At 72.2% G+C, this 21,187-nt stretch carries 21 protein-coding genes; 9 read left to right on the top strand and 12 right to left on the bottom strand.

Annotation, left to right across the window (positions count from 1 at the left end):
• The gene (gene tal / locus J2S66_RS18785) at positions 1–1,116 is read right to left on the bottom strand and encodes a transaldolase (RefSeq protein WP_310308459.1); all 1,116 of its coding nucleotides are present in this window, start codon (positions 1,114–1,116) and stop codon (positions 1–3) included.
• A 21-nt stretch (positions 1,117–1,137) separates the two neighbouring features.
• A complete protein-coding gene (gene tkt, locus J2S66_RS18780) occupies positions 1,138–3,231 on the bottom strand; it encodes a transketolase (protein ID WP_310308457.1) in 2,094 nt (697 codons plus the stop codon).
• Positions 3,232–3,487: 256 nt separating this feature from the next.
• On the opposite strand from tkt, the gene J2S66_RS18775 reads away from it, so the two are divergent.
• Together J2S66_RS18775 and J2S66_RS18770 are read left to right on the top strand one after the other, a co-directional pair.
• Complete coding sequence (locus tag J2S66_RS18775; protein ID WP_306749156.1) at positions 3,488–4,411, top strand: heme o synthase; 924 nt, start codon at positions 3,488–3,490, stop codon at positions 4,409–4,411.
• A 50-nt stretch (positions 4,412–4,461) separates the two neighbouring features.
• Positions 4,462–4,614 (top strand): hypothetical protein, encoded by a 153-nt coding sequence (locus tag J2S66_RS18770; RefSeq protein ID WP_310308455.1) that lies wholly within the window; start codon positions 4,462–4,464, stop codon positions 4,612–4,614.
• On the opposite strand, the gene J2S66_RS18765 is transcribed toward J2S66_RS18770, so the two are convergent.
• From J2S66_RS18765 to J2S66_RS18755, 3 genes are read right to left on the bottom strand one after another with little or no spacing between them, the layout of a single operon-like run.
• Positions 4,598–5,287: an HD domain-containing protein gene (locus J2S66_RS18765; protein WP_310308454.1), complete on the bottom strand. Its 690-nt coding sequence runs from the start codon at positions 5,285–5,287 to the stop codon at positions 4,598–4,600. The two genes, J2S66_RS18770 and J2S66_RS18765, sit on opposite strands and share 17 nt — an antisense overlap.
• Before the next feature lie 60 nt (positions 5,288–5,347).
• Positions 5,348–5,950, bottom strand: a complete 603-nt coding sequence (locus tag J2S66_RS18760; RefSeq protein WP_310314894.1) for a hypothetical protein — start codon at positions 5,948–5,950, stop codon at positions 5,348–5,350.
• Between the two features lie 51 nt (positions 5,951–6,001).
• On the bottom strand, positions 6,002–6,943 hold the full coding sequence (locus tag J2S66_RS18755; protein WP_310308453.1) for a hypothetical protein: 942 nt from the start codon (positions 6,941–6,943) through the stop codon (positions 6,002–6,004).
• A gap of 288 nt (positions 6,944–7,231) precedes the next feature.
• On the opposite strand from J2S66_RS18755, the gene J2S66_RS18750 reads away from it, so the two are divergent.
• Positions 7,232–7,825: an FKBP-type peptidyl-prolyl cis-trans isomerase gene (locus J2S66_RS18750; RefSeq protein WP_310308452.1), complete on the top strand. Its 594-nt coding sequence runs from the start codon at positions 7,232–7,234 to the stop codon at positions 7,823–7,825.
• Between the two features lie 85 nt (positions 7,826–7,910).
• On the opposite strand, the gene J2S66_RS18745 is transcribed toward J2S66_RS18750, so the two are convergent.
• Positions 7,911–8,891 (bottom strand): quinone oxidoreductase family protein, encoded by a 981-nt coding sequence (locus J2S66_RS18745; RefSeq protein ID WP_310308451.1) that lies wholly within the window; start codon positions 8,889–8,891, stop codon positions 7,911–7,913.
• A 29-nt stretch (positions 8,892–8,920) separates the two neighbouring features.
• Positions 8,921–10,516, bottom strand: coding sequence for a DUF885 domain-containing protein (locus tag J2S66_RS18740; protein WP_310308450.1), 1,596 nt, complete (start codon positions 10,514–10,516; stop codon positions 8,921–8,923).
• Between the two features lie 210 nt (positions 10,517–10,726).
• Between J2S66_RS18740 and J2S66_RS18735 the strand changes: the two genes are divergently transcribed.
• Together J2S66_RS18735 and J2S66_RS18730 are read left to right on the top strand one after the other, a co-directional pair.
• Positions 10,727–10,984 carry a hypothetical protein gene (locus J2S66_RS18735; protein WP_306749427.1) on the top strand — a complete coding sequence of 86 codons (258 nt, stop codon included), beginning with the start codon at positions 10,727–10,729 and terminating at the stop codon, positions 10,982–10,984.
• Positions 10,981–11,835, top strand: a complete 855-nt coding sequence (locus J2S66_RS18730; protein ID WP_310308449.1) for an ATP-grasp domain-containing protein — start codon at positions 10,981–10,983, stop codon at positions 11,833–11,835. Before J2S66_RS18735 ends, J2S66_RS18730 begins: the two co-directional genes overlap by 4 nt.
• Before the next feature lie 160 nt (positions 11,836–11,995).
• On the opposite strand, the gene J2S66_RS18725 is transcribed toward J2S66_RS18730, so the two are convergent.
• Both J2S66_RS18725 and J2S66_RS18720 read right to left on the bottom strand, forming a co-directional pair.
• Positions 11,996–13,573, bottom strand: coding sequence for a monocarboxylic acid transporter (locus J2S66_RS18725; RefSeq protein ID WP_310308448.1), 1,578 nt, complete (start codon positions 13,571–13,573; stop codon positions 11,996–11,998).
• A complete protein-coding gene (locus J2S66_RS18720; RefSeq protein ID WP_310308447.1) occupies positions 13,573–13,989 on the bottom strand; it encodes a DUF485 domain-containing protein in 417 nt (138 codons plus the stop codon). The genes J2S66_RS18725 and J2S66_RS18720 overlap by 1 nt, the downstream gene beginning before the upstream one ends.
• A 330-nt stretch (positions 13,990–14,319) precedes the next feature.
• On the opposite strand from J2S66_RS18720, the gene J2S66_RS18715 reads away from it, so the two are divergent.
• The 4 genes from J2S66_RS18715 to J2S66_RS18700 all read left to right on the top strand — a co-directional run bounded on the left by J2S66_RS18715 (position 14,320) and on the right by J2S66_RS18700 (position 18,433).
• Entirely contained in the window at positions 14,320–16,902 is a 2,583-nt protein-coding gene (locus tag J2S66_RS18715) for a nitrate- and nitrite sensing domain-containing protein (RefSeq protein WP_310308445.1), read from the top strand.
• Complete coding sequence (locus J2S66_RS18710; RefSeq protein WP_310308444.1) at positions 16,899–17,342, top strand: roadblock/LC7 domain-containing protein; 444 nt, start codon at positions 16,899–16,901, stop codon at positions 17,340–17,342. Before J2S66_RS18715 ends, J2S66_RS18710 begins: the two co-directional genes overlap by 4 nt.
• 7 nt (positions 17,343–17,349) lie before the next feature.
• A complete protein-coding gene (locus tag J2S66_RS18705) occupies positions 17,350–17,874 on the top strand; it encodes a DUF742 domain-containing protein (RefSeq protein ID WP_310308443.1) in 525 nt (174 codons plus the stop codon).
• A gap of 94 nt (positions 17,875–17,968) precedes the next feature.
• Positions 17,969–18,433: a GbsR/MarR family transcriptional regulator gene (locus tag J2S66_RS18700; protein WP_306749140.1), complete on the top strand. Its 465-nt coding sequence runs from the start codon at positions 17,969–17,971 to the stop codon at positions 18,431–18,433.
• On the opposite strand, the gene J2S66_RS18695 is transcribed toward J2S66_RS18700, so the two are convergent.
• From J2S66_RS18695 to J2S66_RS18685, 3 genes are all read right to left on the bottom strand, one after another.
• On the bottom strand, positions 18,370–19,323 hold the full coding sequence (locus J2S66_RS18695) for a COX15/CtaA family protein (protein WP_310308442.1): 954 nt from the start codon (positions 19,321–19,323) through the stop codon (positions 18,370–18,372). The genes J2S66_RS18700 and J2S66_RS18695 overlap by 64 nt on opposite strands.
• A 43-nt stretch (positions 19,324–19,366) precedes the next feature.
• Positions 19,367–20,086: an ABC transporter permease gene (locus J2S66_RS18690; RefSeq protein ID WP_310314890.1), complete on the bottom strand. Its 720-nt coding sequence runs from the start codon at positions 20,084–20,086 to the stop codon at positions 19,367–19,369.
• 62 nt (positions 20,087–20,148) lie between these two features.
• Positions 20,149–21,060, bottom strand: coding sequence for an ABC transporter ATP-binding protein (locus J2S66_RS18685; protein ID WP_310314887.1), 912 nt, complete (start codon positions 21,058–21,060; stop codon positions 20,149–20,151).
• Positions 21,061–21,187 lie beyond the last annotated feature (127 nt).

Genomic DNA, 21,187 nt, shown 5'->3' with positions numbered 1-21,187 from the left:
TCAGCCCTTGGCCTGGTCCAGCTGTCCGGTCACCGTGTCGAGCAGCTCCGCCCAGGACTTCTCGAACTTGTCGACGCCCTCGGTCTCCAGCGTGACGAACACGTCGTCGAGGTCGATGCCGACCTCGACCAGCTCGTCGAAGACCTGCTGCGCCTGGTCGGCCCGCCCGGTCACGGTGTCGCCCTCGATCCTGCCGTGGTCGGCGACCGCGTGCAGGGTCTTCTCGGGCATCGTGTTGACCACGTTCGGCACGACCAGCTGGTCGACGTACCGGGTGTCCGAGTAGTTCGGGTCCTTCACGCCGGTGGACGCCCACAGTGGACGCTGCGCGCGGGCGCCGTCGGCCGCCAGGGCCTCCCAGCGCTCACCCGTGAAGGTCTCCTGGTAGGCGGCGTGGGCCAGCACGGCGTTGGCGATGGCGGCCTTGCCGCGCAGCTCCTTCGCCTTCGGGCTGTCGATCGCGTCGAGCCGCTTGTCGATCTCGCTGTCCACGCGGGACACGAAGAACGACGCGACCGAGTGGATGGTGCGCAGGTCGTGGCCGTTGGCCTTGGCCTGCTCCAGGCCGGTGAGGAACGCCTCCATCACCTTGCGGTAGCGCTCGACGGAGAAGATCAGCGTCACGTTCACGCTCACGCCCTCGGCGAGGGTGCGGGTGATCGCGGGCAGGCCCTCGATCGTGGCCGGGATCTTCACCATCAGGTTCGGCCGGTCGACGGTCTTCCACAGGTCGAGCGCCTCGGCGGCGGTGCGCTCGCTGTCCTTGGCCAGGCGCGGGTCCACCTCGATGGACACGCGGCCGTCGACGCCGTCGGTGGCGTCGTAGGTGTCGCGGAACAGGTCGCACGCGTGGCGCACGTCGGTCGTGGTGACCTCGCGCACGGTGGCGTGGACGTCCGCGCCGCGGGCGGCCAGCTCGCGGACCTGCTCGTCGTAGGCCGCGCCGTCGGACAGCGCGGCGGCGAAGATCGTCGGGTTCGTGGTCACGCCGACCACGTTCTTCTCCGCGATCAGGCTCGCCAGGTTGCCGGTGCTCAGCCGCTCGCGGGACAGGTCGTCCAGCCAGATCGACACGCCCGCGGCGCTGAGCTCGGCCAGCGGATTGCTGTTGCTCATCTCGTCAACTCCCTGAAGTCTCTACTTGGTCCGGGCCAGCGACCGGCGCGCCGCGGCGACGACGTTCTCGGTCGTGAAGCCGAACTCGCGGAACAGCGTCTGGTAGTCGGCGGAGGCGCCGAAGTGCTCGATGGAGACGATCTCGCCCGCGTCGCCCGCGAAGCGGTGCCACGGCTGGGCGATGCCCGCCTCGACGACGACGCGCGCCTTCACCGACGGCGGCAGCACGCTCTCGCGGTACGCCTCGTCCTGCGCGTCGAACCACTCGACGCTCGGCATGGACACCACGCGGGTCGCGACGCCCTCGGCCTCCAGCACCTCGCGCGCCTCGACGGCGATCTGCAGCTCCGAGCCGGTGGCGATCAGCACCAGCTCCGGGTCGCCCTCGCCGGCCAGCACGTAGCCGCCGCGCGCGACGCCCTCGGTGGCCTTCTCCTTGGTGCCCGCGAGCACCGGCAGGTTCTGCCGGGTCAGCGCGATGCCCTTGGGGCCCTCGGGGTTCTCGATCGTGGCGCGCCAGGCGGCGGCCGTCTCGTTCGCGTCACCGGGGCGCAGCACGGTCAGGCCGGGGATGGCGCGCAGCGCGGCCAGGTGCTCGACCGGCTGGTGGGTGGGGCCGTCCTCGCCGAGGCCGATGGAGTCGTGCGTCCACACGTAGACGACGGGGGACTTCATCAGCGCGGCCAGCCGGACCGCCGGGCGCATGTAGTCGCTGAACACCAGGAACGTGCCGCCGTACGGGCGGGTCGGGCCGTGCAGCGCGATGCCGTTGAGGATCGAGCCCATGGCGTGCTCGCGGACGCCGAAGTGCAGCGTGCGGCCGTACGGGTTGGCGTTCCACATCTTGGTGGAGATGCCCTCGGGGCCGAACGAGTCGACGCCCTTCATGGTGGTGTTGTTCGACTCCGCCAGGTCGGCCGAGCCGCCCCACAGCTCCGGCAGCACGTCCTTGAGCGAGTTCAGCACCTCGCCGGACGCCTTGCGCGTCGCCACGCCCTTGGGGTCCGGGTCCCACGACGGCAGCGCGTCGGTCCAGCCCTCGGGCAGGCTCCGGCCGATCAGGCGGTCCAGCAGCGCCTTGCGCTCCGGGTTCTTCTCCGCCCACGCGTCGAACGACCCCTGCCACTCGGCCTTGGCCCGCTCGCCGCGCTCGATCACCGCGCGGGTGTGCCGGATGACCTCGTCGGAGACCTCGAAGGTCTGCTCCGGGTCGAAGCCGAGGATGCGCTTGACCTCGGCGACCTCGTCCGCGCCCAGGGCCGCGCCGTGCGCCGCGCCGGTGTTCTGCTTGTTCGGCGCCGGGTAGCCGATGATGGTGCGCAGCAGGATGAACGACGGGCGCTCGGTCTCGGCCTTCGCGTTCTCCAGGGCTTCGAGGATGCCGGCGACGTTCTCGCCGCCCTCGACGACCTGCACGTGCCAGCCGTACGCCTCGTAGCGCTTCGCGGTGTCCTCGGACAGCGCGATCGTCGTGTCGTCCTCGATGGAGATCTTGTTGTCGTCGTAGATCACCGTGAGGTTGCCGAGCTTCTGCGTGCCCGCCAGGGACGACGCCTCGCTGGTCACGCCCTCCTCGATGTCGCCGTCGGAGGCGATCACGAAGATGTCGTGGTCGAACGGGCTGCGGCCGACGGGGGCGTCCGGGTCGAACAGGCCGCGCTCGCGGCGGGCGCCCATCGCCATGCCGACCGCGGAGGCCAGGCCCTGGCCGAGCGGGCCGGTGGTGATCTCCACGCCGGGCGTGTGCCGGTGCTCGGGGTGGCCCGGGGTCTTCGAGCCCCAGGTGCGCAGCGCCTTGAGGTCGTCCAGCTCCAGGCCGTACCCGTTCAGGTACAGCTGGATGTAGAGGGTCAGGCTGGAGTGGCCCGCGCTGAGCACGAACCGGTCGCGGCCGATCCAGTCGGGGTCGGCCGGGTCGTGCCGCATCACCCGCTGGAACAGGGTGTACGCCAGCGGCGCGAGGCTCATGGCGGTGCCGGGGTGGCCGTTGCCGACCTTCTGCACGGCGTCCGCCGCCAGCACGCGCGCGGTGTCCACCGCACGGCGGTCCAGGTCGGTCCAGTCGTCGGGCAGGCGGGCTTCGGTCAACCGGGCGATGTCATCGGTGACGGACACTGACTTCCAGCTCCAAACTCAGTAGGCGGCGGTTGACGGCTGGCGGTGAACTTAATCGTGTCCGTCAGGCCCGATCCGCGGTTCCCAAGGTCCACCGGCCAGCCTAGTCCGGACAGCGGACGCTCGTGCGACTCACGCTCTGTGGGTGTACGCACAAGCGTGGTTGGTGCGTTCAGGGACTACCCGAACGGGCTTCGTCTCCAACACGCGGTTACGATCTGCTCATTCCCCCGGACCCGACGAGGAGCGCCCTGTCATGAGTGCCGTCACCGAGGCCCCGGCGCGGTCGCCCCGACAGGTCGTCGGTGCGTACGTGGCGCTGACCAAGCCCCGGGTGATCGAACTGCTGCTGATCACCACGATCCCGGCGATGCTGCTGGCCGAGCGCGGCCTGCCGCCGCTGTGGTTGATCGCCTGCACCCTGGCCGGCGGCACCCTGGCGGCGGGTTCGGCGAACGCGCTCAACTGCTACGTGGACGCCGACATCGACTCGGTGATGAAGCGCACCAGCGCCCGGCCGCTGGCGAAGGACTCGATCCCGCCGCGCAACGCGCTGGTCTTCGGCATCGTGCTCGGCGTCGTGTCGTTCGGGTTCCTGTGGTTGACCACGAACCTGATGTCCGCCGTGTTCGCGGTGGCCACGATCCTGTTCTACATCTTCGTCTACACCCTGGTGCTCAAGCGCCGGACCTCGCAGAACATCATCTGGGGCGGCATGGCCGGCTGCATGCCGGTGATCATCGGCTGGTCGGCGGTGACCGGCACCGTGGCGTGGCCCGCGCTGGTGATGTTCGGCGTGATCTTCTTCTGGACGCCCCCGCACACGTGGGCGCTCGCGATGAAGTTCAAGGAGGACTACGCGCGGGCGGGCGTGCCGATGCTGCCGGTGGTGGCGACGGCGCAGCAGGTGACCCGGCAGATCGTCATCTACTCCTGGATCACGGTCGTGTGCACCCTGCTGCTGGCTCCGGTGACGTCGTGGATCTACCTCGCGGTCGCCGCCGCCTCGGGCGTGTGGTTCGCGGTGTTCGCGCACCGCCTGCACGGCGTCGTGCGGCGCGGCGGGTCGACGAACACGATGAAGTTCTTCCACCTGTCGAACCTGTACCTGATGCTCGTGTTCTGCGGCCTCGCCGTGGACGCGGTGGTGGGCCTGCCGGTCCTCGGCTGGCCGTTCTGATCCTCCGGATCACACCGGCGCGGTAACCGCATCGATTACGGTCACGCTCCGTGCCCGTGTCGACCCCCGCGTCCCGTCGATCCGAAGAGGGGCGCAGGCCGGTGCCGCACGACCTCGTCGAGGCGATCGGGACCGTCGACGAGGCGGAGCGCACCACCGACCTGCGGGCGACCGACGACCGACGCCTCAGGACACGGCCGTGAGCAGGTCGTTCACCGTCGGGTCGTCCAGCGACTCCACGATGCACGACCACAGCTCCAGGTTGGCCGTCGCCCACCGGGAGTAGGTCGCCGCCGCCTCCGGGTCGTAGAAGTAGTACCCCGCGTCATGCTTGTTCCGCTGCTCGCCGACGATCTTGTGCGCCAGTTCGCGCAACGTGATCCCGTTCTCCTCCAGGTACTTGGGGGCCAGCACCACCGGCGTCACCGGCAGGGCCTTGAACAGGGTGTCCGCGTCGGACAGCGCCTGCGCCTCCGGTGAGATGTCGCGGTGCCGGGTGCGCATCTCGGCCTCCTCGACCACCTCGTCGACGCGCGCCGCGACGTCGTCCGGGACGCCCGCGCGGGCCAGGATGTCCAGGCGCAGGCTGCGCCCGTCCACGGGCAGCGAGTTGCGCCGGACCATGTAGTTCACGTCGTGGACCAGGGCGGCCACCTCGACCAGCGCGACGTCGGAGCCGTTGCGCAGGGCGAAGTGGACCGCCTTGTCGCGCACGAAGCTGACGTGGTGCCAGCCGTGGAACTGGAGGCGGGCGGCCAGGTCGTGGCACAGGCGCCACACCTCGCGCTCGACCTCGGTGATCGACCTCGTCGCGACCGTCGCGGCGCCGTTCGTCGCGGTGCCGTTCGCGGCGCCGTTCGTCGTGGCAGTGCTCATCGGGCCCTCCCGTGTCGGGTGGGCCGATGGTAAGCGCGCGCGCAGGGGCCGCGATGGGGCCTAAAGACTCTGCGTCAGCACCTCCAACCTCGACTCGACCGGCACGTGGCGGTGGCTCGTGCGGGTGTCCGGGTCGTAGCTGAGGCTCCACGGGCGCACCGCGCGCGACTTGACCAGGAACGTCATGGTGTCGTCGGCGGCCTTCGGGATGCGGTGGAACTCGTGCGCGAGCATCGTGCCCGAGTTGCCCTCCACCGCCTCGGCGCTGCGCAGCAGCGTGGTCGACAGGATCGCCCGGTCGCCGTGGGCCACCTCGGCGTCGAAGCGCTCGTGCAGGTAGGAGCCTTGCAGGATGGTGGTGCAGAAGTGGTAGCGGTGGTTGTGGATCGAGTCGGCGTAGCCCGGCCGCCAGTCGCACTGCGGCTTGTACTCGTGCAGCCAGAACGTGAAGGGCTCGGCCGGCTCGTCGCGCAGGCACCACGCGAAGTGGGTCGTGGTCTCGCGCGATCTGGCCACCACGCGCATCTCGTCCTGCGGTGAGAGGGCGCGCAGGTGCCCGCGCAACCCCTCCCGCAGCCCGGGTCGGCCCGCCCACTCCCGGAAACGCCTCTCGACGTGTCCCCAGTGGTCGGCGACAGGGGGGTCGGCCACGGAGATGAGCATGGCGAGCTCCGCGAGGGCGGAGAACCCGGTGGACTCGGTCGGCACGACTTATCAGCTCCCCAACTGAGCGGAGGCGGAGAATTCTCTGCGGAACTGGTGGAACTTCTCCTCCAGTCCTCGGAACCCGTCGTCGGTGAGCGGAGTCCCGGTGATCTTCTCGAACAGGGCGAGGAAGTCGAACCGACTGGTGCCCGGGGTGATGGAGATGTGGAGCCCTGCCTTGGAATTGCTGATGCGCAGGAACTCGGTGCGTTCCATCCCGTAGACGAACGACCCCTCGGTGAACCGCAACGTGCGCGGGTAGAGGCGCACCACGCCCGCGCTGGTGTTGCTGTACAGGGTCAGCCAGGCGCTGTCGTCGAACAGCTCCAGCCGGTCCAGCGGCGGGTCCGACACGATCGTCAGGTCGATGTTCGAGCAGCGCCCGCGGGCCAGGAACAGGCCGACCAGGCCGACGTGGATCTGCTCGCGCAACCGGGCCACGATCGTGTCGTAGTCGCCGTCCGCGCCCTCGTGCCGCAGCAGGTAGCGGGCGCGCCCGCTGATCGCGTCGCCGTCCCGTGGATCGGCCAGGACGGCCTTGAGCTCGCACTCCGTCTGCGACAGCAGCAGCCGGCAGGCCGCGTAGCGACCCGCGAAGCCGCGGAACACGTACAGCCGGGTCCGTTCCAGGTCCTGCATCATGACCTGGTTGAACGCCGGGTCGGGCGTCGCCGTCGGCTCGAACACGTGGCTGGGGAAGAACTCGCGGTCGAGCGCGCGGTACTCGGCGGTCAGCTCGCGCAGCGCCTTCCGGCTCTCCTCGACGACCGGCGCCACGAGGGCGCGCTGCGTCGCGGAGCTGGTGATGAGCGTCTGCCCGAACCCGACCACCGCGGACACCATGGTGCCGGTGCCCAGCGCGGTGACGAGCGTCCGCGCCACACCTTGATCCATCGCGCTGGAAATGGTCAGGCAGATGCCGGAAGTCACGACGAGGGTCAGCAGGAGCAAGCCCGTACGGGTCCAGAACAATTCCTGTAACAGGTTGCTGCGGACGCCCCGCGGCTCCGCGGACACGATGTCACCTCCTTGGCTCCCACCTGAACGGCCGAATGCTCTCGGTATCCGATCAAGTGCGCGCAGTTACTGTACGCGCGCGTAGGCAACGACGGAAGCGGTAATTAGTGGCACATTTGCGGATAATTTCGTAGATCGACGACAGCGCACGGTGACCGGCGTTGGGCCTGCTGGTGGGGCCTGCCGTGGGTCGTCCGGGGTCGACCCATAACATCGGCAACCATGCGTACTGTCGGCCGTACGGCCCTCGCCATCGTCTCCCTGTTGTCCGCCGGTCTGGCGCTGACCGCGTGCACGGCGAGCGACCGGCCGTCCACCCTGACCAACACCCCGAGCGCCACGGCCCAGCAGCAGGCCGACCCGACCAGGGCGAGCGAGGCCGACCTGCCCGAGCCCAGCGGCCCGCCGTGCGAGGTCGCCCAGTACGTGGTGACCGGCGCGCCCGGCGAGAAGCCGGCCATCACCGTCCCCACCGGCTGCGCCCCGCAGGACGGGTTGCTCGTCGAGGACATCACCGAGGGCACCGGCCCGGAGATCAAGCAGGGCTCCACCGCGTCGCTGCACTACGTGCTGGCCACGTTCCGCGACCAGCGCACCCGCGAGGCGTCCTGGGACGACGGTCAGCCGTTCGAGCTGGCCGACATCGGCCAGGCCAGTGTCATCCAGGGCTGGAACGAGGGCCTCATCGGCCTGAAGGAGGGCGGCCGGCGCCTGCTCGTCGTCCCCTCGGACAAGGGCTACCCCAACGGCCAGGGCGACATCCAGCCCGGCGAGACGCTGATCTTCGTCGTGGACGCCGTCAAGGTCGAGGGCTGATCCCGGACCACCGCGCGCGAGGGGGCCCCGCCGACGTGCGGGACCCCCTCGCCGCTCCCGGGACCCCTGCCCCGGACGCCCGCGCTCAGGGCACGAGCAGCAGCTTGCCCGTCGTGCGGCGGCCCTCCAGGTCCTCGTGCGCCCGCCGCGCCTCGGCCAGCGGGTAACGCCCGCCGACCCGCACCCGCAGCGACCCGTCCGCGACGGCGGCGAACAGCTCGCCCGCGCGCCACTCCAGCTCCTCGCGCGTCGCCACGTGCGCGCCCAGCGACGGCCGGGTCAGGAACACCGAACCCGCCTCGTTGAGCCGCTGCGGGTCGAACGGCGGCACCGCGCCGCCGGCCCCGCCGAACAGCGCCAGCACGCCCCGCGGCCGCAGGCTCGCCAGGCTGCCGTCGAACGTGGTCCGGCCGACCCCGTCGTACACCGCCGCCACGCCCACCCCGCCGGTCAGCTCCCGCACCACCGGCGCGAAGTCCGCGACCTCGTCGTACCGGATCACCTCGTCGGCGCCCGCGCCGCGCGCCAGCGCCTCCTTCTCCGGCGTGGACACCGTGCCGATCACCCGCGCGCCGCGTGCCTTCGCCAGCTGCACGAGCAGCAGCCCCACCCCGCCCGCGGCGGCGTGCACGAGCACCACGTCGCCCCGCTGGACGGGGTAGGTGGACGTGACCAGGTAGTGCGCGGTGAGCCCCTGGAGCAGCAGCGCGCCCGCCGTGTCGTCGTCCACCCCGTCGGGCACCGGCACCGCGCCCGCGGCGGGCACGACGGCCTGCTCGGCGTAGCTGCCCAGGGCCTGCGCCCAGGCCACCCGGTCACCCACCGCGAACCCGGACACGTCCGGGCCGACCGCGCTCACCCGACCGGTGCCCTCCAGGCCGATGCCGAACGGCAGCGGCAGCGGCAGCGGGTAGCGGCCCTCGCGGTGGTAGCAGTCGATGAAGTTCACCCCGGCGGCCGCCACGTCCACCAGCAGCTCGCCCGCACCGGGTGACTTCGCCTCCACGTCGGTGAACTCCAGCGCTTCCGGGCCACCGGTCGCGCGCACCACCACAGCCTTGGCCATAACCGCTCCTCCGTGCCTGTCCCGATCCGTCACCCGCCGAGCACGACTCGGCGCGCCAGCCCCAGCGGCAGCGCGCCGGAACCGGCCAACGTGTCGTGGAAGTCGCGCAGCGAGCCCGTGTATTCCCCGCGGATGCGGTCGATCTCCAGCGCTCCCGTCAGGTAGGACGGGGCCTGCGTCGGCCACGCGCAGTACCGCGTCACCTCGCCCGCGGCCGTGCCGGGCGTCAGCGACGCCTTCGTCGTCATGAAGTGCTCGGCCTCCTCGACGCCCATGTCGCCGCAGTGCAGGGCCGTGTCCACGATCATCCGGGCCGCCCGGAACAGCCGCGCCTCGACGTGCGCCAGCTCCTTCTCGCGCGTGGTGAAGTAGCCGTGCTCGCGCAGCAGCTTCTCCGCGTACAGGGCCCAGCCCTCGGTGAAGTACGGCGTGCGGAACACCTTGCGCACCGGCCGGTCCTGCGCGGCCAGCCACGACAGGTGCCAGTGGTGGCCCGGGTACGCCTCGTGCACCGCGATCGAGGCCATCTGCGCCCGCGAGTTCGTGCGCAGCCGCTGCGCGGTCTGCTCGGCGGTGAACCCGTCCGGCGGGAACGGCACGAAGAAGTGCCCCGTCCGCCGGTCGGTCAGCGGCGGCGGCGACATGTACGAGGCGACCGACAGCACCGGCCGCTGGAACGTCGGCGACGGCACCACCCGGCAGTCCTCGCCCTCGGGCAGCGTCACCAGGCCGTGCTCGGCCAGGAACTCGCGCGCCCGCCGCGTCTCCGCCTCGTACTCGGCGCGCATGTCCTCCGGCGTCGGCGGGTAGTCGTCCTGGAGGGACAGCATCACCGCGTGCCAGTCGTCCTGGCCCGCCAGCTCGCGCATCTCCGCTTCCAGCTCCGCGTACGCCGCCCTGCCGCGCTCGTGCAGCTCGGCCGCCCCGTAGCCCAGCACCTCCTGGTCGACCAGCAGCCGCGAGTACAGCTCCTCGCCCATCCGCCAGTCGCCGGCCGCCCGGGTCTCGAACTCGTCGAGGAACGCGGCCAGCTCGTCGAACGCGCGCGCGGCCGGTTCGGCGGCCTCCGCCAGCTCCGCCCGCAGCGCCGGGTCGGACACCTCGGCGGGCAGCGTGCCGGTGAGGAACGCCCGGCCCGTCCTGGCCTGCGCCGCGCCCCGGCGCACGATCTTCGCCGACGCCAGCCCCGGGTCCAGGTTCGCACGGCACGCGGCCAGCACCGAGGGCACCTCGGCGAGGCGCCCGACCACGCTCGCCACCAGCTCCGGCTCCGGCCGCAACCGGTGCAGGAACGCCGTGAACAGCGGGAACAGCACGGCGCCGGTGTAGGCCGACGGGTCGCGCCGCCACTCCGGCCAGGACGCCCTCGCCCGCAGTCCGCGCAGCACCGAGATCACGAGGTCCCGGTCCACCGAGCCCTCCAGGTCGTCGGTCCGCACCGCGGCGAACCGGTCGAGCCAGGCGCCGGCCTCGCGGTCCCGCCGGGCGAACGCGGCGGCGCCGAAGTCGCCGAGGGTGTGGTCGTGGGCCGGGGAGCCGAGCATCGCGGCGACCCCCGGGTTGTGGTCGAAGTGCCAGGTCAGGAACTGCGCGACCAACTGGTCGAGGCTCGTGGTTTCGGTCACGACCACGCAAGTTACCCGCAGGTCAGCCGGTTCGGGCGGCGGCGCGGTGCCCGTTCGGCTTTGCCCGTTGACGTTCGTCCCAGGCCCGGTGAGGCCGCTCACGGCACGGAAGTTACCGACAGGTTCTAGTCTGGGCGGGTGGCTGAGGACAAGGGTGCTGAGGACAAGGGCGAGGGCAAGAAGGTCGACCCCGGGAAGGTCGAGCGCGGTGTGAAGACCGCGTCCGCTTTCGTGGCCGCGCACGGCAAGCCCGTCCGCGCCGTCGTGGAGAACGTCGGCCGCGCCGGCGCGCGGATCGTGCTCGTGGGCGACGACGGCGCGATGGGCGACGTCGTGCTGCCGGACGTGGCGACCGCCGAGGCCGTCGTCGAGGCGGCGGCCGACGTGGAGAAGCACGAGTGGGACCGCGAGACCACGGCCGCGGTGAAGATCGGTCCGGCCCACCGGCGGAAGATGGCCGGCCGGTGAAGGTCCTCTTCGCCACCTGCGCGTCCCTGCCGGAGGGCGACGGCGACGACGCGGCGCTGATCGACGCCCTCGCCGACGTCGGCGTGCACGCGGCGTGGGCCGAGTGGGGCACGCCGCTCGACGCGGACCTCGTCGTGCTGCGGTCCACCTGGGACTACCCCGAGCGGCTGCCCGAGTTCCTGGCGTGGTGCGACGAGCAGCCCCGCCTGGTGAACCCGGCGTCCGTCGTGCGGTGGAACACGGACAAGGCGTACCTGGTGGACCTCGCGCGGGCCGGCGTCCCGATCGTGCCGACCGCGTTGGCCACCCCCGGGTTCACCGACTGGCCCGACGGCGAGTTCGTCGTCAAGCCCGCGGTCGGCGCGGGCTCCCGGGGCGTGCTGCGCGTGGCGGCGGGCGACCACGGGACGGCGGCGCGGCACCTGGCGTCCCTCGACGGCCCGGCGCTCGTGCAGCCGTACCAGTCCCGGGTGGACTCCCTGGGCGAGACCGCCGTGGTGTTCCTGGGCGGCCAGTACTCGCACGCCTTCGCCAAGGGCGCGATGCTCACCCCGGACGCCGAGTACGACGAGTCCGGCCTCTACGTCCTGGAACGCCTCTCCGGCGCCACCCCCACCCCGGCCCAGCGCCGCGTGGCCGAGGACGTCCTGGACGCCGCGTCGGCCCTGCTCTCCGTGCCCCGCCACGAGTTGCTCTACGCCCGCGTGGACCTGGTCCCCGACGCGACCGGCTCCCCGGTGCTGATGGAGCTGGAACTGGTCGAACCCTCACTGGGCTTCCGCCAGAACGACCCCACCGCCCCGCTCCGCTTCGCCTCCGCCGTCCGAACCGCCCTCTCCCGCGAGTCGTAACCCCCGCCCGGGCGAGTCGTGGGTTCACGCCCCCTGAGTTGCACGTTCAGGCTCCGCCGTCAACCACTCGGGCCTGGATGTCGAACTCGGGGGTCGTGAACGTACGACTCGCCCGGCGTGAACGTACGACTCGCCCGGCGTGAACGTACGACTCGCGAGGTCAGGGGCGGAGGCCGGAGCCGATGCCGGTCAGGGAGCGGACTTCCATCTCGGCCTGCTTGACCGGGTCGGACTTCTCCTTCGACAGGACCGTGCCCAGGTAGCCGCACAGGAACGAGAACGGGATCGAGACCAGGCCCGGGTTGCCGAGCGGGAACCAGGCGAAGTCGACGTCCGGGAAGATCGACGTCTTCGTGCCCGACACCGCGGGGGAGAAGGCGATCAGCACGACGCACGAGCCGAGCCCGCCGTAGACCGCCCACAGGGTGCCCGGCGTGTTGAACCGCTTCCAGAACATCGAGTAGATGATCGTCGACAGGTTCGCCGACGCGGCCAGCGCGAACGCCAGCGCCACCAGGAACGCGACGTTCTGCCCGTTGGCCGCGATGCCGCCGGCGATCGCGAGCACGCCCACGACCACCGCGGTCAGGCGGGCGACGCGGACCTCCGAGCGCGGGTCGGCCTGGCCGTGCTTGATCACGTTGGCGTACACGTCGTGCGCGAACGACGCCGACGCCGTCAGCGTCAGCCCCGCCACCACCGCCAGGATCGTCGCGAACGCCACGGCGCTGACGACGCCCAGCAGCACCGCGCCGCCGACCTCGTAGGCCAGCAGCGGCGCGGCGGAGTTCTCACCGCCCGGCGCGGACCTGATGTCCTCGGCGCCCACCAGCGCCAGCGCGCCGAAGCCGATGACCAGCGTGCACAGGTAGAAGATCGCCATCATCCACGTCGCCCACACCACCGAGCGGCGCGCCTCGCGGGCGTTCGGCACGGTGTAGAAGCGCATCAGCACGTGCGGCAGCGACGCGGTGCCCAGCACGAGCGCCAGCGCCAGGGACAGGAAGTCCAGCCGGCTCAGCGTGGTGCCGCCGTACCGGGCTCCGGGCTCCAGCACCTCCGGCCCGAGCGGGGTGTTGCGCGACGCGGTCTCCAGGATCGCCGACAGGCTGAACCCGAACTTGCCGAGCAGGAACACCGTCATCAGGGTCACGCACAGGATCAGGAAGACGGCCTTGATGATCTGCACCCACGTGGTGCCCTTCATGCCGCCCAGCAGCACGTACAGCACCATGACGATGCCCACCACGGCGATGACGACCGCCTGGCCGCCCTTGGTGTGCACGTCCAGCAGCAGCGCCATCAGCGCGCCCGCGCCCGCCATCTGCGCGATCATGTAGAACAGCGAGATCACCAGCGTCACGTTCGCCGCCGCCGCGCGCACGGGCCGCTGCCGCATCCGGAACGCCAGCACGTCGCCGAGGGTGAACCGGCCGGTGTTGCGCAGCCGCTCCGAGATGATCATCAGGCCCATCAGCCAGGACACGACCCAGCCGATGGAGTACAGGAACCCGTCGTAGCCGTTGACCGCGATGCTGCCGGAGATGCCGAGGAACGACGCGGCGGACAGGAAGTCGCCGGACAGCGCGATGCCGTTCTGCGGGCCGGTGAAGCTCGACCCCGCGGCGTAGTAGTCCGCCGCCGTCGAGTTGCGGCTGCCCGCGCGGTACACGATGAACAGGGTGATCAGCACGAAGACGCCGAAGACGCCGAGGTTGATCGCGGTGTTGCCGCCCATCAGGCGCGGTCCTCCGTGGTGAGCGAGCGGACCGCGGCCACCTGCGGGTCCAGCCTGCGCCGCGCGTAGCGGGCGTACGCCAGGGTCAGCGCGATCGTCGTGACGAACTGGAGCAGGCCGAACAGCAGGCCCACGTTGATCACCCCGAGCACCGGCGTGCCCATGAAGTCCGGCGCCCACGCCGACAGCGACACGTACCCGAGGTACCAGAGCAGGAATCCGCACGTCGCGGGCAGAACGAAGATCATCGTGCGTCGGCGCAGCTCCTGGAAATCGGCGCTGTCGCGGAGGGCGACGAAGTCCGGTTCTCCCGCTTCGTCGACCAACAACGGCGGCGGCGGTTCGTCGAAAGTGGCGAAGCCGCGCCCGCCGCGGGCGTGTCGCGAATCCGTCGGAGGCAGGATCGCCTTCGTCATCAATCCTCCACGGGAATTGTGCACGCCGCGCAACGGGGTGCTCCGGCAGCCGGCGAGCGCTCAGCGTAACCGCGCCGGCCGGCTAGTCAACGCCCCCGCCGACCTGGACACGACCGCCGCCCCTGGCCGGCAGCGGCCCCCCGCTTGCGTGGTTAACCGGAAAACTTCCGACGGTCACGCTCCGCCGATCGGATGAGGACCTACCGCAAGGTCGTTGTCCCCCGCCTGTCCACCACCTACTATCGCGCAGCAACATCCGCCCGTTCGCGCCGAAAAGGTTGCGGCGTCGTTCGACTGTGAAACAACTACGGACTTTCCGGGGCTTGTCTGGTGACTGGCGACAACAACGCGCGCGGGCAGTGGTGGAGAGCCGTCGCGGACTGGCGGAATTGGCGTCTGCCGGTCAAGCTCGCCGCCGTGCTGGCGGTGCCGGTCCTCGTCGCCGTCGGCGCGGGCCTCGTGCAGATCCGCGGTTACGTCACGAGCGCGGACAACTACTCCGCGATGCAGCGCCTCGTCACGCTGCGCGCCGGCCTCGACCCGCTGATCGAGGGCGTCCAGGCCGAACGCGCCCTCGCCGCCCGCCGCGCGGACGACGGCGGCGTCGACGCCCGGGACTACCGCGACCTGACCCGCGCCACCGACACGGCGGCCGCGGGCGTGAAGAACCTGATGGGGCGCACCAGCACGCTCGGCGAGGTCACCGCCGCCCGGTACCGGGACGTGGTCGTGCAGCTCGACGGCCTGCCGCAGCTGCGCGACCGGGTGCTCGCGGGCAGCGTCGACCTCTCCGGCGGCATCGGCGGCTACAGCGTGGTGCTGCGCGCCCTGATGGACTTCGACCAGGCCATGGTCGGCGACTTCGGCGACCCCGCCCTGTCCGGCACGGCCACCGCCCTGCACAACCTCGCCATGGCGGGCGAGCAGGTGTCCTGGCAGCACGCCGTCGTCCTCGCGGGCGCCGGCCGCGGCTCCCTGCTCGACACCGAGCGCACCTCGCTGGAGCAGTCCTGGACCCGCCAGCAGGACAAGCTGGCCGACTTCTCCGCGGTCGCCACCCCCGAGCAGCAGGCCGACTACCGCGCCGCCGTCTCCGGCCCCGACGTCGACGTGCGCAACCGCGTCCTCCAGGACGTGCGCGCCAACCCGGCCGCGGTCCGCGACGTCGACGTCGACGAGTGGAACAGCGGCTCGCAGGGCACGCTCAAGCAGCTCGGCATCGTGATGCGCGGCCTGGAGGCGCGGCTGGACACCACCGCGTCCCGCCTCCAGGACTCCACGTCCGACCTGGCCGGAGCGGCCTCGGTGATCCTGCTGGCGTCCCTGTTCACCGCCGCGGCCATCGGCTTCGTGGTCGGCAGCTACCTGCTGCGCTCGCTGCGCGCCCTGCGCACCGCCGCGCTGGACGTCGCCGAGCACCGCCTGCCCGCGCTGGTCGCGCAGCTGCGCGAGAACAGCGCCCACGACGTCACCGTCGAGCCCGTGCCCGTGCACACCCGGGAGGAGCTGGGCCAGCTGGCGCGCGCGTTCGACGCGGTGCACCGGCAGGCGGTCAGCTCCGCGGCCGAGCAGGCCGCCCTGCGCACCGGCATGCGCAACGCGTTCACCAACCTGTCCCGACGCAGCCAGGGCCTCGTGGAGCGGCAGCTCCGGCTCATGGAGGAGCTGGAGCGCCAGGAGGAGAACCCCGAGCAGCTGGCGAACCTGTTCAAGCTGGACAACCTCGCCACCCGGATGCGCCGCAACAACGAGAACCTGATGGTGCTCTCCGGCAGCGACGTGGCCCGCCGCTTCACCCGCCCGGTGCCGCTGGGCGACGTGCTGCGCGCCGCCGCGTCCGAGATCGAGCAGTACCAGCGGGTCGTCGTGCAGACCACGCCGTCCGTCGAGGTCGTCGGCTACGCCGCGGGCGACCTGGTCCGGCTGGTCGCCGAGCTGCTGGACAACGCGACCACGTTCTCGCCGCCGCGCACCCAGGTCGTGGTGGGCGGCCGGCCGCGCCCCGGCGGGGGTGTGCTGGTCGACGTGGTCGACCTGGGCGTCGGCATGGCGGAGGAGGACCTGGCACAGGCCAACCGCCGGATCGCGCTCGCCGCCGAGGACGAGTCCGGCGAGCTGCCGGTGTCCCGCCAGCTCGGCCTGTACGTGGTCGGCAGGCTCGCCGGGCGGCACGGCATCGAGGTCGTGCTGCGCGAGCAGGGCGACGGCCTGCGCGCCGTCGTGGCGCTGCCCGCCGAGCTGGTCCGCGCCGTGTCCTCGGCGCCCGCGCGCCCGGTGCCCGCCCAGGTCGGCGGTCCGGTGGCGCAGCGGCTGGCACAGCCCCAGGCGGGTGGACCGCCGTCCGGTCCCCTGCCGGTGGTGGGCCGACCGGGTCCGGGCCGGCTGCCCGTGCCGGGTGCGCACCGGGTGGCGTCGCACGCCGGACCACCCGACGGCGCGGCGGTGGACCTGCCGTCGCGGCCGGGTGCGCCGTCGCTGTCGCAGCCCCTCCCGCCGCAGCCCGTCCTGCCGCCCGTCGTGCCGCTGCGGGAGGACGGCTGGGCGCCGTTCCGCGGCACCACCACCCCCGACGCGCCGACCCCGACCACGCCCGCCGGTGACGGCCCCGGGCGCGCCGGGTCGGTCTGGTTCGGCGGCACCAGGGCGCCGTCGAGCCCCGCGGAACCCGCGCGGCACCGCGCCGCGGACACCCACGAGCGCGGGAAGGCGCCCGTGGACGAGAACCCGTCGGAGCTGCCGAAGAGGCGGCCCCGCACCAACCTCGTGTCGGAACGGTCGGGTGCACCCGATGTGGTGGCACCCGTACGGAGGGACCCGCAGGCGACACGCGGTTTCCTCGCCAGCTACCAGACCGGCGTGCGGCAGGGTGAGCGGGAATCCGGTGAGAACCGAGCTGGGCAGGAGAGTGGATGAGCACGCAGAAGTCGCGGCAGGTCGACCAGTTCGGCTGGCTGGTGGGCAACTTCGCCGAGCGCGTGCCGGGGGTGGCCCACGCCGTGGTGATCTCGGTGGACGGCCTGCTGCTCACCGCGTCGAACGGGCTGCCGAACGACCGGGCGGACCAGTTGGCGGCCATCGCGGCCGGCGTGGCGAGCCTCACCGAGTCGGCGTCGCGCTGCTTCGACGGCGGCGCGGTGCTGCGCTCGGTGATCGAGATGCAGTACGGGATCATGCTGCTGATGTCGATCCGGGACGGCTCGTGCCTCGCGGTGCTGGCCGCGCCGGACGCCGACGTGGGTCAGGTCGCCTACGAGATGACGGTCGTCGTCGAGCAGGTCGGCCAGCTCCTCACCCCAGAGCTGCGCGCTCAGCTCCACGGCGCGAAGCGGATGATGGCCCGCCCTTCCGCGTGAGGTGGTCATGAGCGACCGGGAGCCACCGAACGAGCAGGCGTTCGCCGACCTGCTCAACGGGTTCAGCTTCGACTCGCGCCGGCGCAGGTCGGACAAGGCCGCGCCGGAGCGGCCACCGGCCGGGGCGACGGGGGACACCAGGCCGCACCGCCCGGTGTTCGACGACGAGGACGACGACTTCGACTACCCCCGCGAGGAGGCGGCGTCGATCGTCCGCGCCTACTCGTGGACCGGTGGCCGCACCACCTCGTCGTACCAGCTGGAGGTCGAGACGCTGGTGTCCGCGGTCGACTGGGAGTACCCGGGTGGGCTGAAGGCCGAGTACCACGAGGTGATCTCGCTCGTGGCGGGACCGCGGTCGGTGGCGGAGGTCGCGGCGCTGCTGCGGCTGCCGCTGGGGGTGGCGAAGGTCCTGCTCGGCGACATGGCCGAGCGGGGCCTGATCGACGTGCACCGGACCGGTTCCGGCGACAGCGCGGAACCCGACCTCGGGCTGATGGAGCGCGTGCTCGCGGGCCTGCGCCGGCTCTGAACCCCGGCGCGCCTCGCGAGAAGATCAGGGATGCGACCTACTATGGCTTCAGTGTCTACCGAAGAAGACGGTCGACCGGAGCTGAGGGGGACGCATGAGCGTGGGACGGGAAACCCGGCTGTCCGCGTGGATCGAGCGGTTCGCGGCGCACTTCGAGAAGGAGGGCATCCCGCTGATCGGCGGGCGCATCCTCGGCTACCTGCTGGTGTGCCAGCCGACCGAGCGGACCGCCGCCGAGCTCTCCCAGGAGCTGGAGGCGAGCAGCGGTTCGATCAGCACGAACATGAAGTTCCTGGTCAACGCCGGTCTCGTGACGAAGCGCACGCGCCGCGGTCGGCAGGCGTCGCAGTACCGCATCAACGAGAAGCGCTGGGCCGACCTGGTGCAGACGAAGCTGGACGCGCTGATCAGCGTGCGCGAGCTGACCGAGTCGGGCATGCGGTTGATGAGCGGCGACCCGGAGCGGGCGATGCGGCTGCGTGCCGTGGACGACCTCTACGCGTGGCTGGCGACGGAGCTGCCCGCCGTGTGGGAGCGCAGGCCGTCGTCGACGAAGTGAGCCCGTTCGCGGGTCGAGGTCCACAGGGCGGCGGTGGCGACGACCACCGCGCCCGCGCCCAGCACGTGCAGTGAGACCAGCACCTCGGGCACGCCCGTCCAGTACTGGACCATGCCGAGCACGCCCTGGGCGAGCACGACGGCGACGAGCAGCCGGTAGGGGCGGCGGGGCACGGGGTGGCCGCGCAGGGCGAAGCCGAGCGCGACGAGCATGCCGAGGAACAGGAACAGCAGGTCGGCGTGGAGTTGGGCGAGGGTGTCGACGGGGGCGTCGAGGCGGGGGGTGGCCGCGTCGCCCGCGTGGGGGCCCGCGGCGGTGACGAAGGTGCCGGCGAGGAGCAGGAGGCCGAGGACGGCGGCCTGCACGACCTGGAGCGCCATCAGGGGCCTGGGCACGAGGGGGCGGGCGGGTTCGTCGCCCTCGCGGAGCGCGGCGACGAGCAGCACGGCGAACCAGACGAGTGCCATCGAGATCAGGAAGTGGACGCTGACGGTCCACCAGAGCAGGCCGGTGAGCACGGTGAGGCCGCCGACGACGGCCTGGAGGACGACGCCGCCGAACTGGATGAGCGCGAGCGTGACGACGCGGCGCCGGCGGGGCCGGTTGAACCAGGCGGCGAGGACGCAGAGGGCGGCGATGACGCCGACGACGCCGGTGAGGGTGCGGTTGCCGAACTCGACCCACTGGTGCAGGGAGGCGACCTCGGGGTGCTCGACGGGCACCATGCTGCCCTCGAAGCACTGGGGCCAGGTGGGGCAGCCGAGGCCCGACCCGGTCACCCGCACGATCGAGCCGGTGACCGCGATGCCGCCCTGGGCGATGACCACGGCGATGGCGAAGGCGCGCTGGAACGTGCCGAGGAAGCGGGTGAACCAGGGTGGGACGGACACGTCCCGATGGTAGGTACCGGTTCCTGAGGGGTGCCGGGCGGGGTCAGTCGACCCTGGTGGTGCGGGTGGCGAGGGCGCCGGCGGCGAGGCCCCAGGCGAGCAGGACGGCGACGGGCCCGGCGCCGGGGGCGGCGCCGTCGACGACGGTGGTGGTGAGGGCTTCGGCGAGCGCGGCGGAGGGCAGCAGGTCGACGACGGTGGCGAGGGGGCCGGGGAGGTCTTCGACGCCGAGGGCGACGCCGCCGATGAGCAGCAGCACGAACCAGACGATGTTGGCCAGGGCGAGGACGATCTCGGCGCGCAGCGCGCCGCCGAGGAGGACGCCGAGGGCGCCGAAGGACAGGGTGCCGAGCACGAGGAGCGCGACGGTCCACAGCAGGCCGCCGGCGGGCGGGGGGTCCCAGCCGAGCAGGAGGGCGACGACCGTGATGACGGCGACCTGGACGGCGACGACGGCGAGGGCGGCGGTGACGCGGCCGGCGACGAGGAGCCAGCGGGGCAGGGCGGTGGCGGCGAGGCGCTTGATGACGCCGTAGCGGCGGTCGAAGCCGAGGGCGATGGCCTGGCCGGTGAACGCCGAGGAGATGACGGCGAGGGCGAGGACGCGCGCGGTGGAGGTGGCGACGCGCGGGTCGGGCGCGGGGATGATCGTCATGAGGGTCATGGCGATGAGCAGTGCGACGGGGATGAGGACGGTGAGCAGGATCTGCTCGCCGTTGCGCAGGGTGAGCAGGGTTTCGGTGCGGGCCTGGGCGAGGAGCATGCGGCCGAGCCGGCCGCGGCCGGGCGCGGGGGTGAAGGTGCCGGGGGTGAAGCGGGGGTGGGTCACGGGCGCAGCTCCCTGCCGGTCAGCTCCAGGAACACGTCTTCGAGGCTCCGCTTGGCCACGGTCAGCTCCTCGGCGAGGACGCCCTGCTGGGCGCACCACGAGGTGACGGTCGAGACGACCTGCGGGGTGATGCGGCCCTCGACGAGGTAGGAGCCGCGGTTGGCCTCGCGCACCTTCATGCCCTCGGGGAGGGCGTCGTGCAGCAGCGTGAGTTCGAGGCCGGGGCGGGCGCGGAAGCGCAGTTGCTGGTCGTCGGCGTGGTGGGAGGTGAGGTCGGTGGGGCTGCCCTGGGCGACGACGCGGCCGCCGTCGACGATGACGACGTGGTCGGCGAGGGTTTCGGCCTCGTCCATGAGGTGGGTGGTGAGCAGGACGCTGACGCCGTCGTCGCGCAGGGCGCAGACGAGGTCCCAGACGAGGTGGCGGGCCTGGGGGTCCATGCCGGCGGTGGGTTCGTCGAGGAACACGAGTTCGGGGCGGCCGACGAGGGCGCAGGCGAGGGAGAGGCGTTGCTGCTGGCCGCCGGAGAGCCGCTTGTAGGGGGTGCGGACGGCGCCGGTGAGGCCGAGGACGTCGAGCAGCCAGTCGGGGTCGAGCGGGTCGGCGGCGCAGGTGGCGACGAGGCGCAGCATCTCGTCGGCGCGGATGCCGGGGTAGCCGCCGCCGCCCTGCGGCATGACGCCGATGCGGGGGCGCAGGCGGTCGCCGTCGCGGGCGGGGTCGAGGCCGAGGACGCGGACGGTGCCGGCGTCGGCCTTGCGGAAGCCCTCGCACACCTCGACGGTGGTGGTCTTGCCTGCGCCGTTGGGGCCGAGGAGGGCGAGGACGGTGCCGGTGCGGAGGGCGAGGTCGAGCCCGTTCACCGCGTGGGTGGAGCCGTAGCGCTTGACCAGCCCCGACACTTCCACGGCAGGGCTCTGGGGGTGCGGGCTCACGACGGGGAAGCCTAGGGCGTCGCCGGCCCGTGCGGGTGGTGGGGTCAGCCCCACCATGGTCCTCCGGGTGGGGTCAGGGTTTCCTCGGGGGTGTTCCGGA

The organism is Saccharothrix longispora (genome assembly GCF_031455225.1).
Taxonomy (GTDB): Bacteria; Actinomycetota; Actinomycetes; order Mycobacteriales; family Pseudonocardiaceae; genus Actinosynnema; species Actinosynnema longispora.
This window is presented reverse-complemented; position numbering and strand designations above follow the sequence as displayed.

Excerpts from the sequence above, each read along its gene's own strand:
- J2S66_RS18720 (WP_310308447.1), bottom strand. The coding sequence starts at position 13,989 with ATGACGAAGGCGATCCTGCCTCCGACGGATTCGCGACACGCCCGCGGC.
- J2S66_RS18765 (WP_310308454.1), bottom strand. The coding sequence starts at position 5,287 with ATGAGCACTGCCACGACGAACGGCGCCGCGAACGGCACCGCGACGAAC.
- J2S66_RS18750 (WP_310308452.1), top strand. The coding sequence starts at position 7,232 with ATGCGTACTGTCGGCCGTACGGCCCTCGCCATCGTCTCCCTGTTGTCC.
- J2S66_RS18775 (WP_306749156.1), top strand. The coding sequence starts at position 3,488 with ATGAGTGCCGTCACCGAGGCCCCGGCGCGGTCGCCCCGACAGGTCGTC.
- J2S66_RS18690 (WP_310314890.1), bottom strand. The coding sequence starts at position 20,086 with ATGCTCCTCGCCCAGGCCCGCACCGAAACCCTGCTCACCCTGCGCAAC.
- J2S66_RS18760 (WP_310314894.1), bottom strand. The coding sequence starts at position 5,950 with ATGCTCATCTCCGTGGCCGACCCCCCTGTCGCCGACCACTGGGGACAC.
- J2S66_RS18705 (WP_310308443.1), top strand. The coding sequence starts at position 17,350 with ATGAGCGACCGGGAGCCACCGAACGAGCAGGCGTTCGCCGACCTGCTC.
- J2S66_RS18745 (WP_310308451.1), bottom strand. The coding sequence starts at position 8,891 with ATGGCCAAGGCTGTGGTGGTGCGCGCGACCGGTGGCCCGGAAGCGCTG.
- J2S66_RS18725 (WP_310308448.1), bottom strand. The coding sequence starts at position 13,573 with ATGGGCGGCAACACCGCGATCAACCTCGGCGTCTTCGGCGTCTTCGTG.
- J2S66_RS18710 (WP_310308444.1), top strand. The coding sequence starts at position 16,899 with ATGAGCACGCAGAAGTCGCGGCAGGTCGACCAGTTCGGCTGGCTGGTG.
- J2S66_RS18700 (WP_306749140.1), top strand. The coding sequence starts at position 17,969 with ATGAGCGTGGGACGGGAAACCCGGCTGTCCGCGTGGATCGAGCGGTTC.
- tal (WP_310308459.1), bottom strand. The coding sequence starts at position 1,116 with ATGAGCAACAGCAATCCGCTGGCCGAGCTCAGCGCCGCGGGCGTGTCG.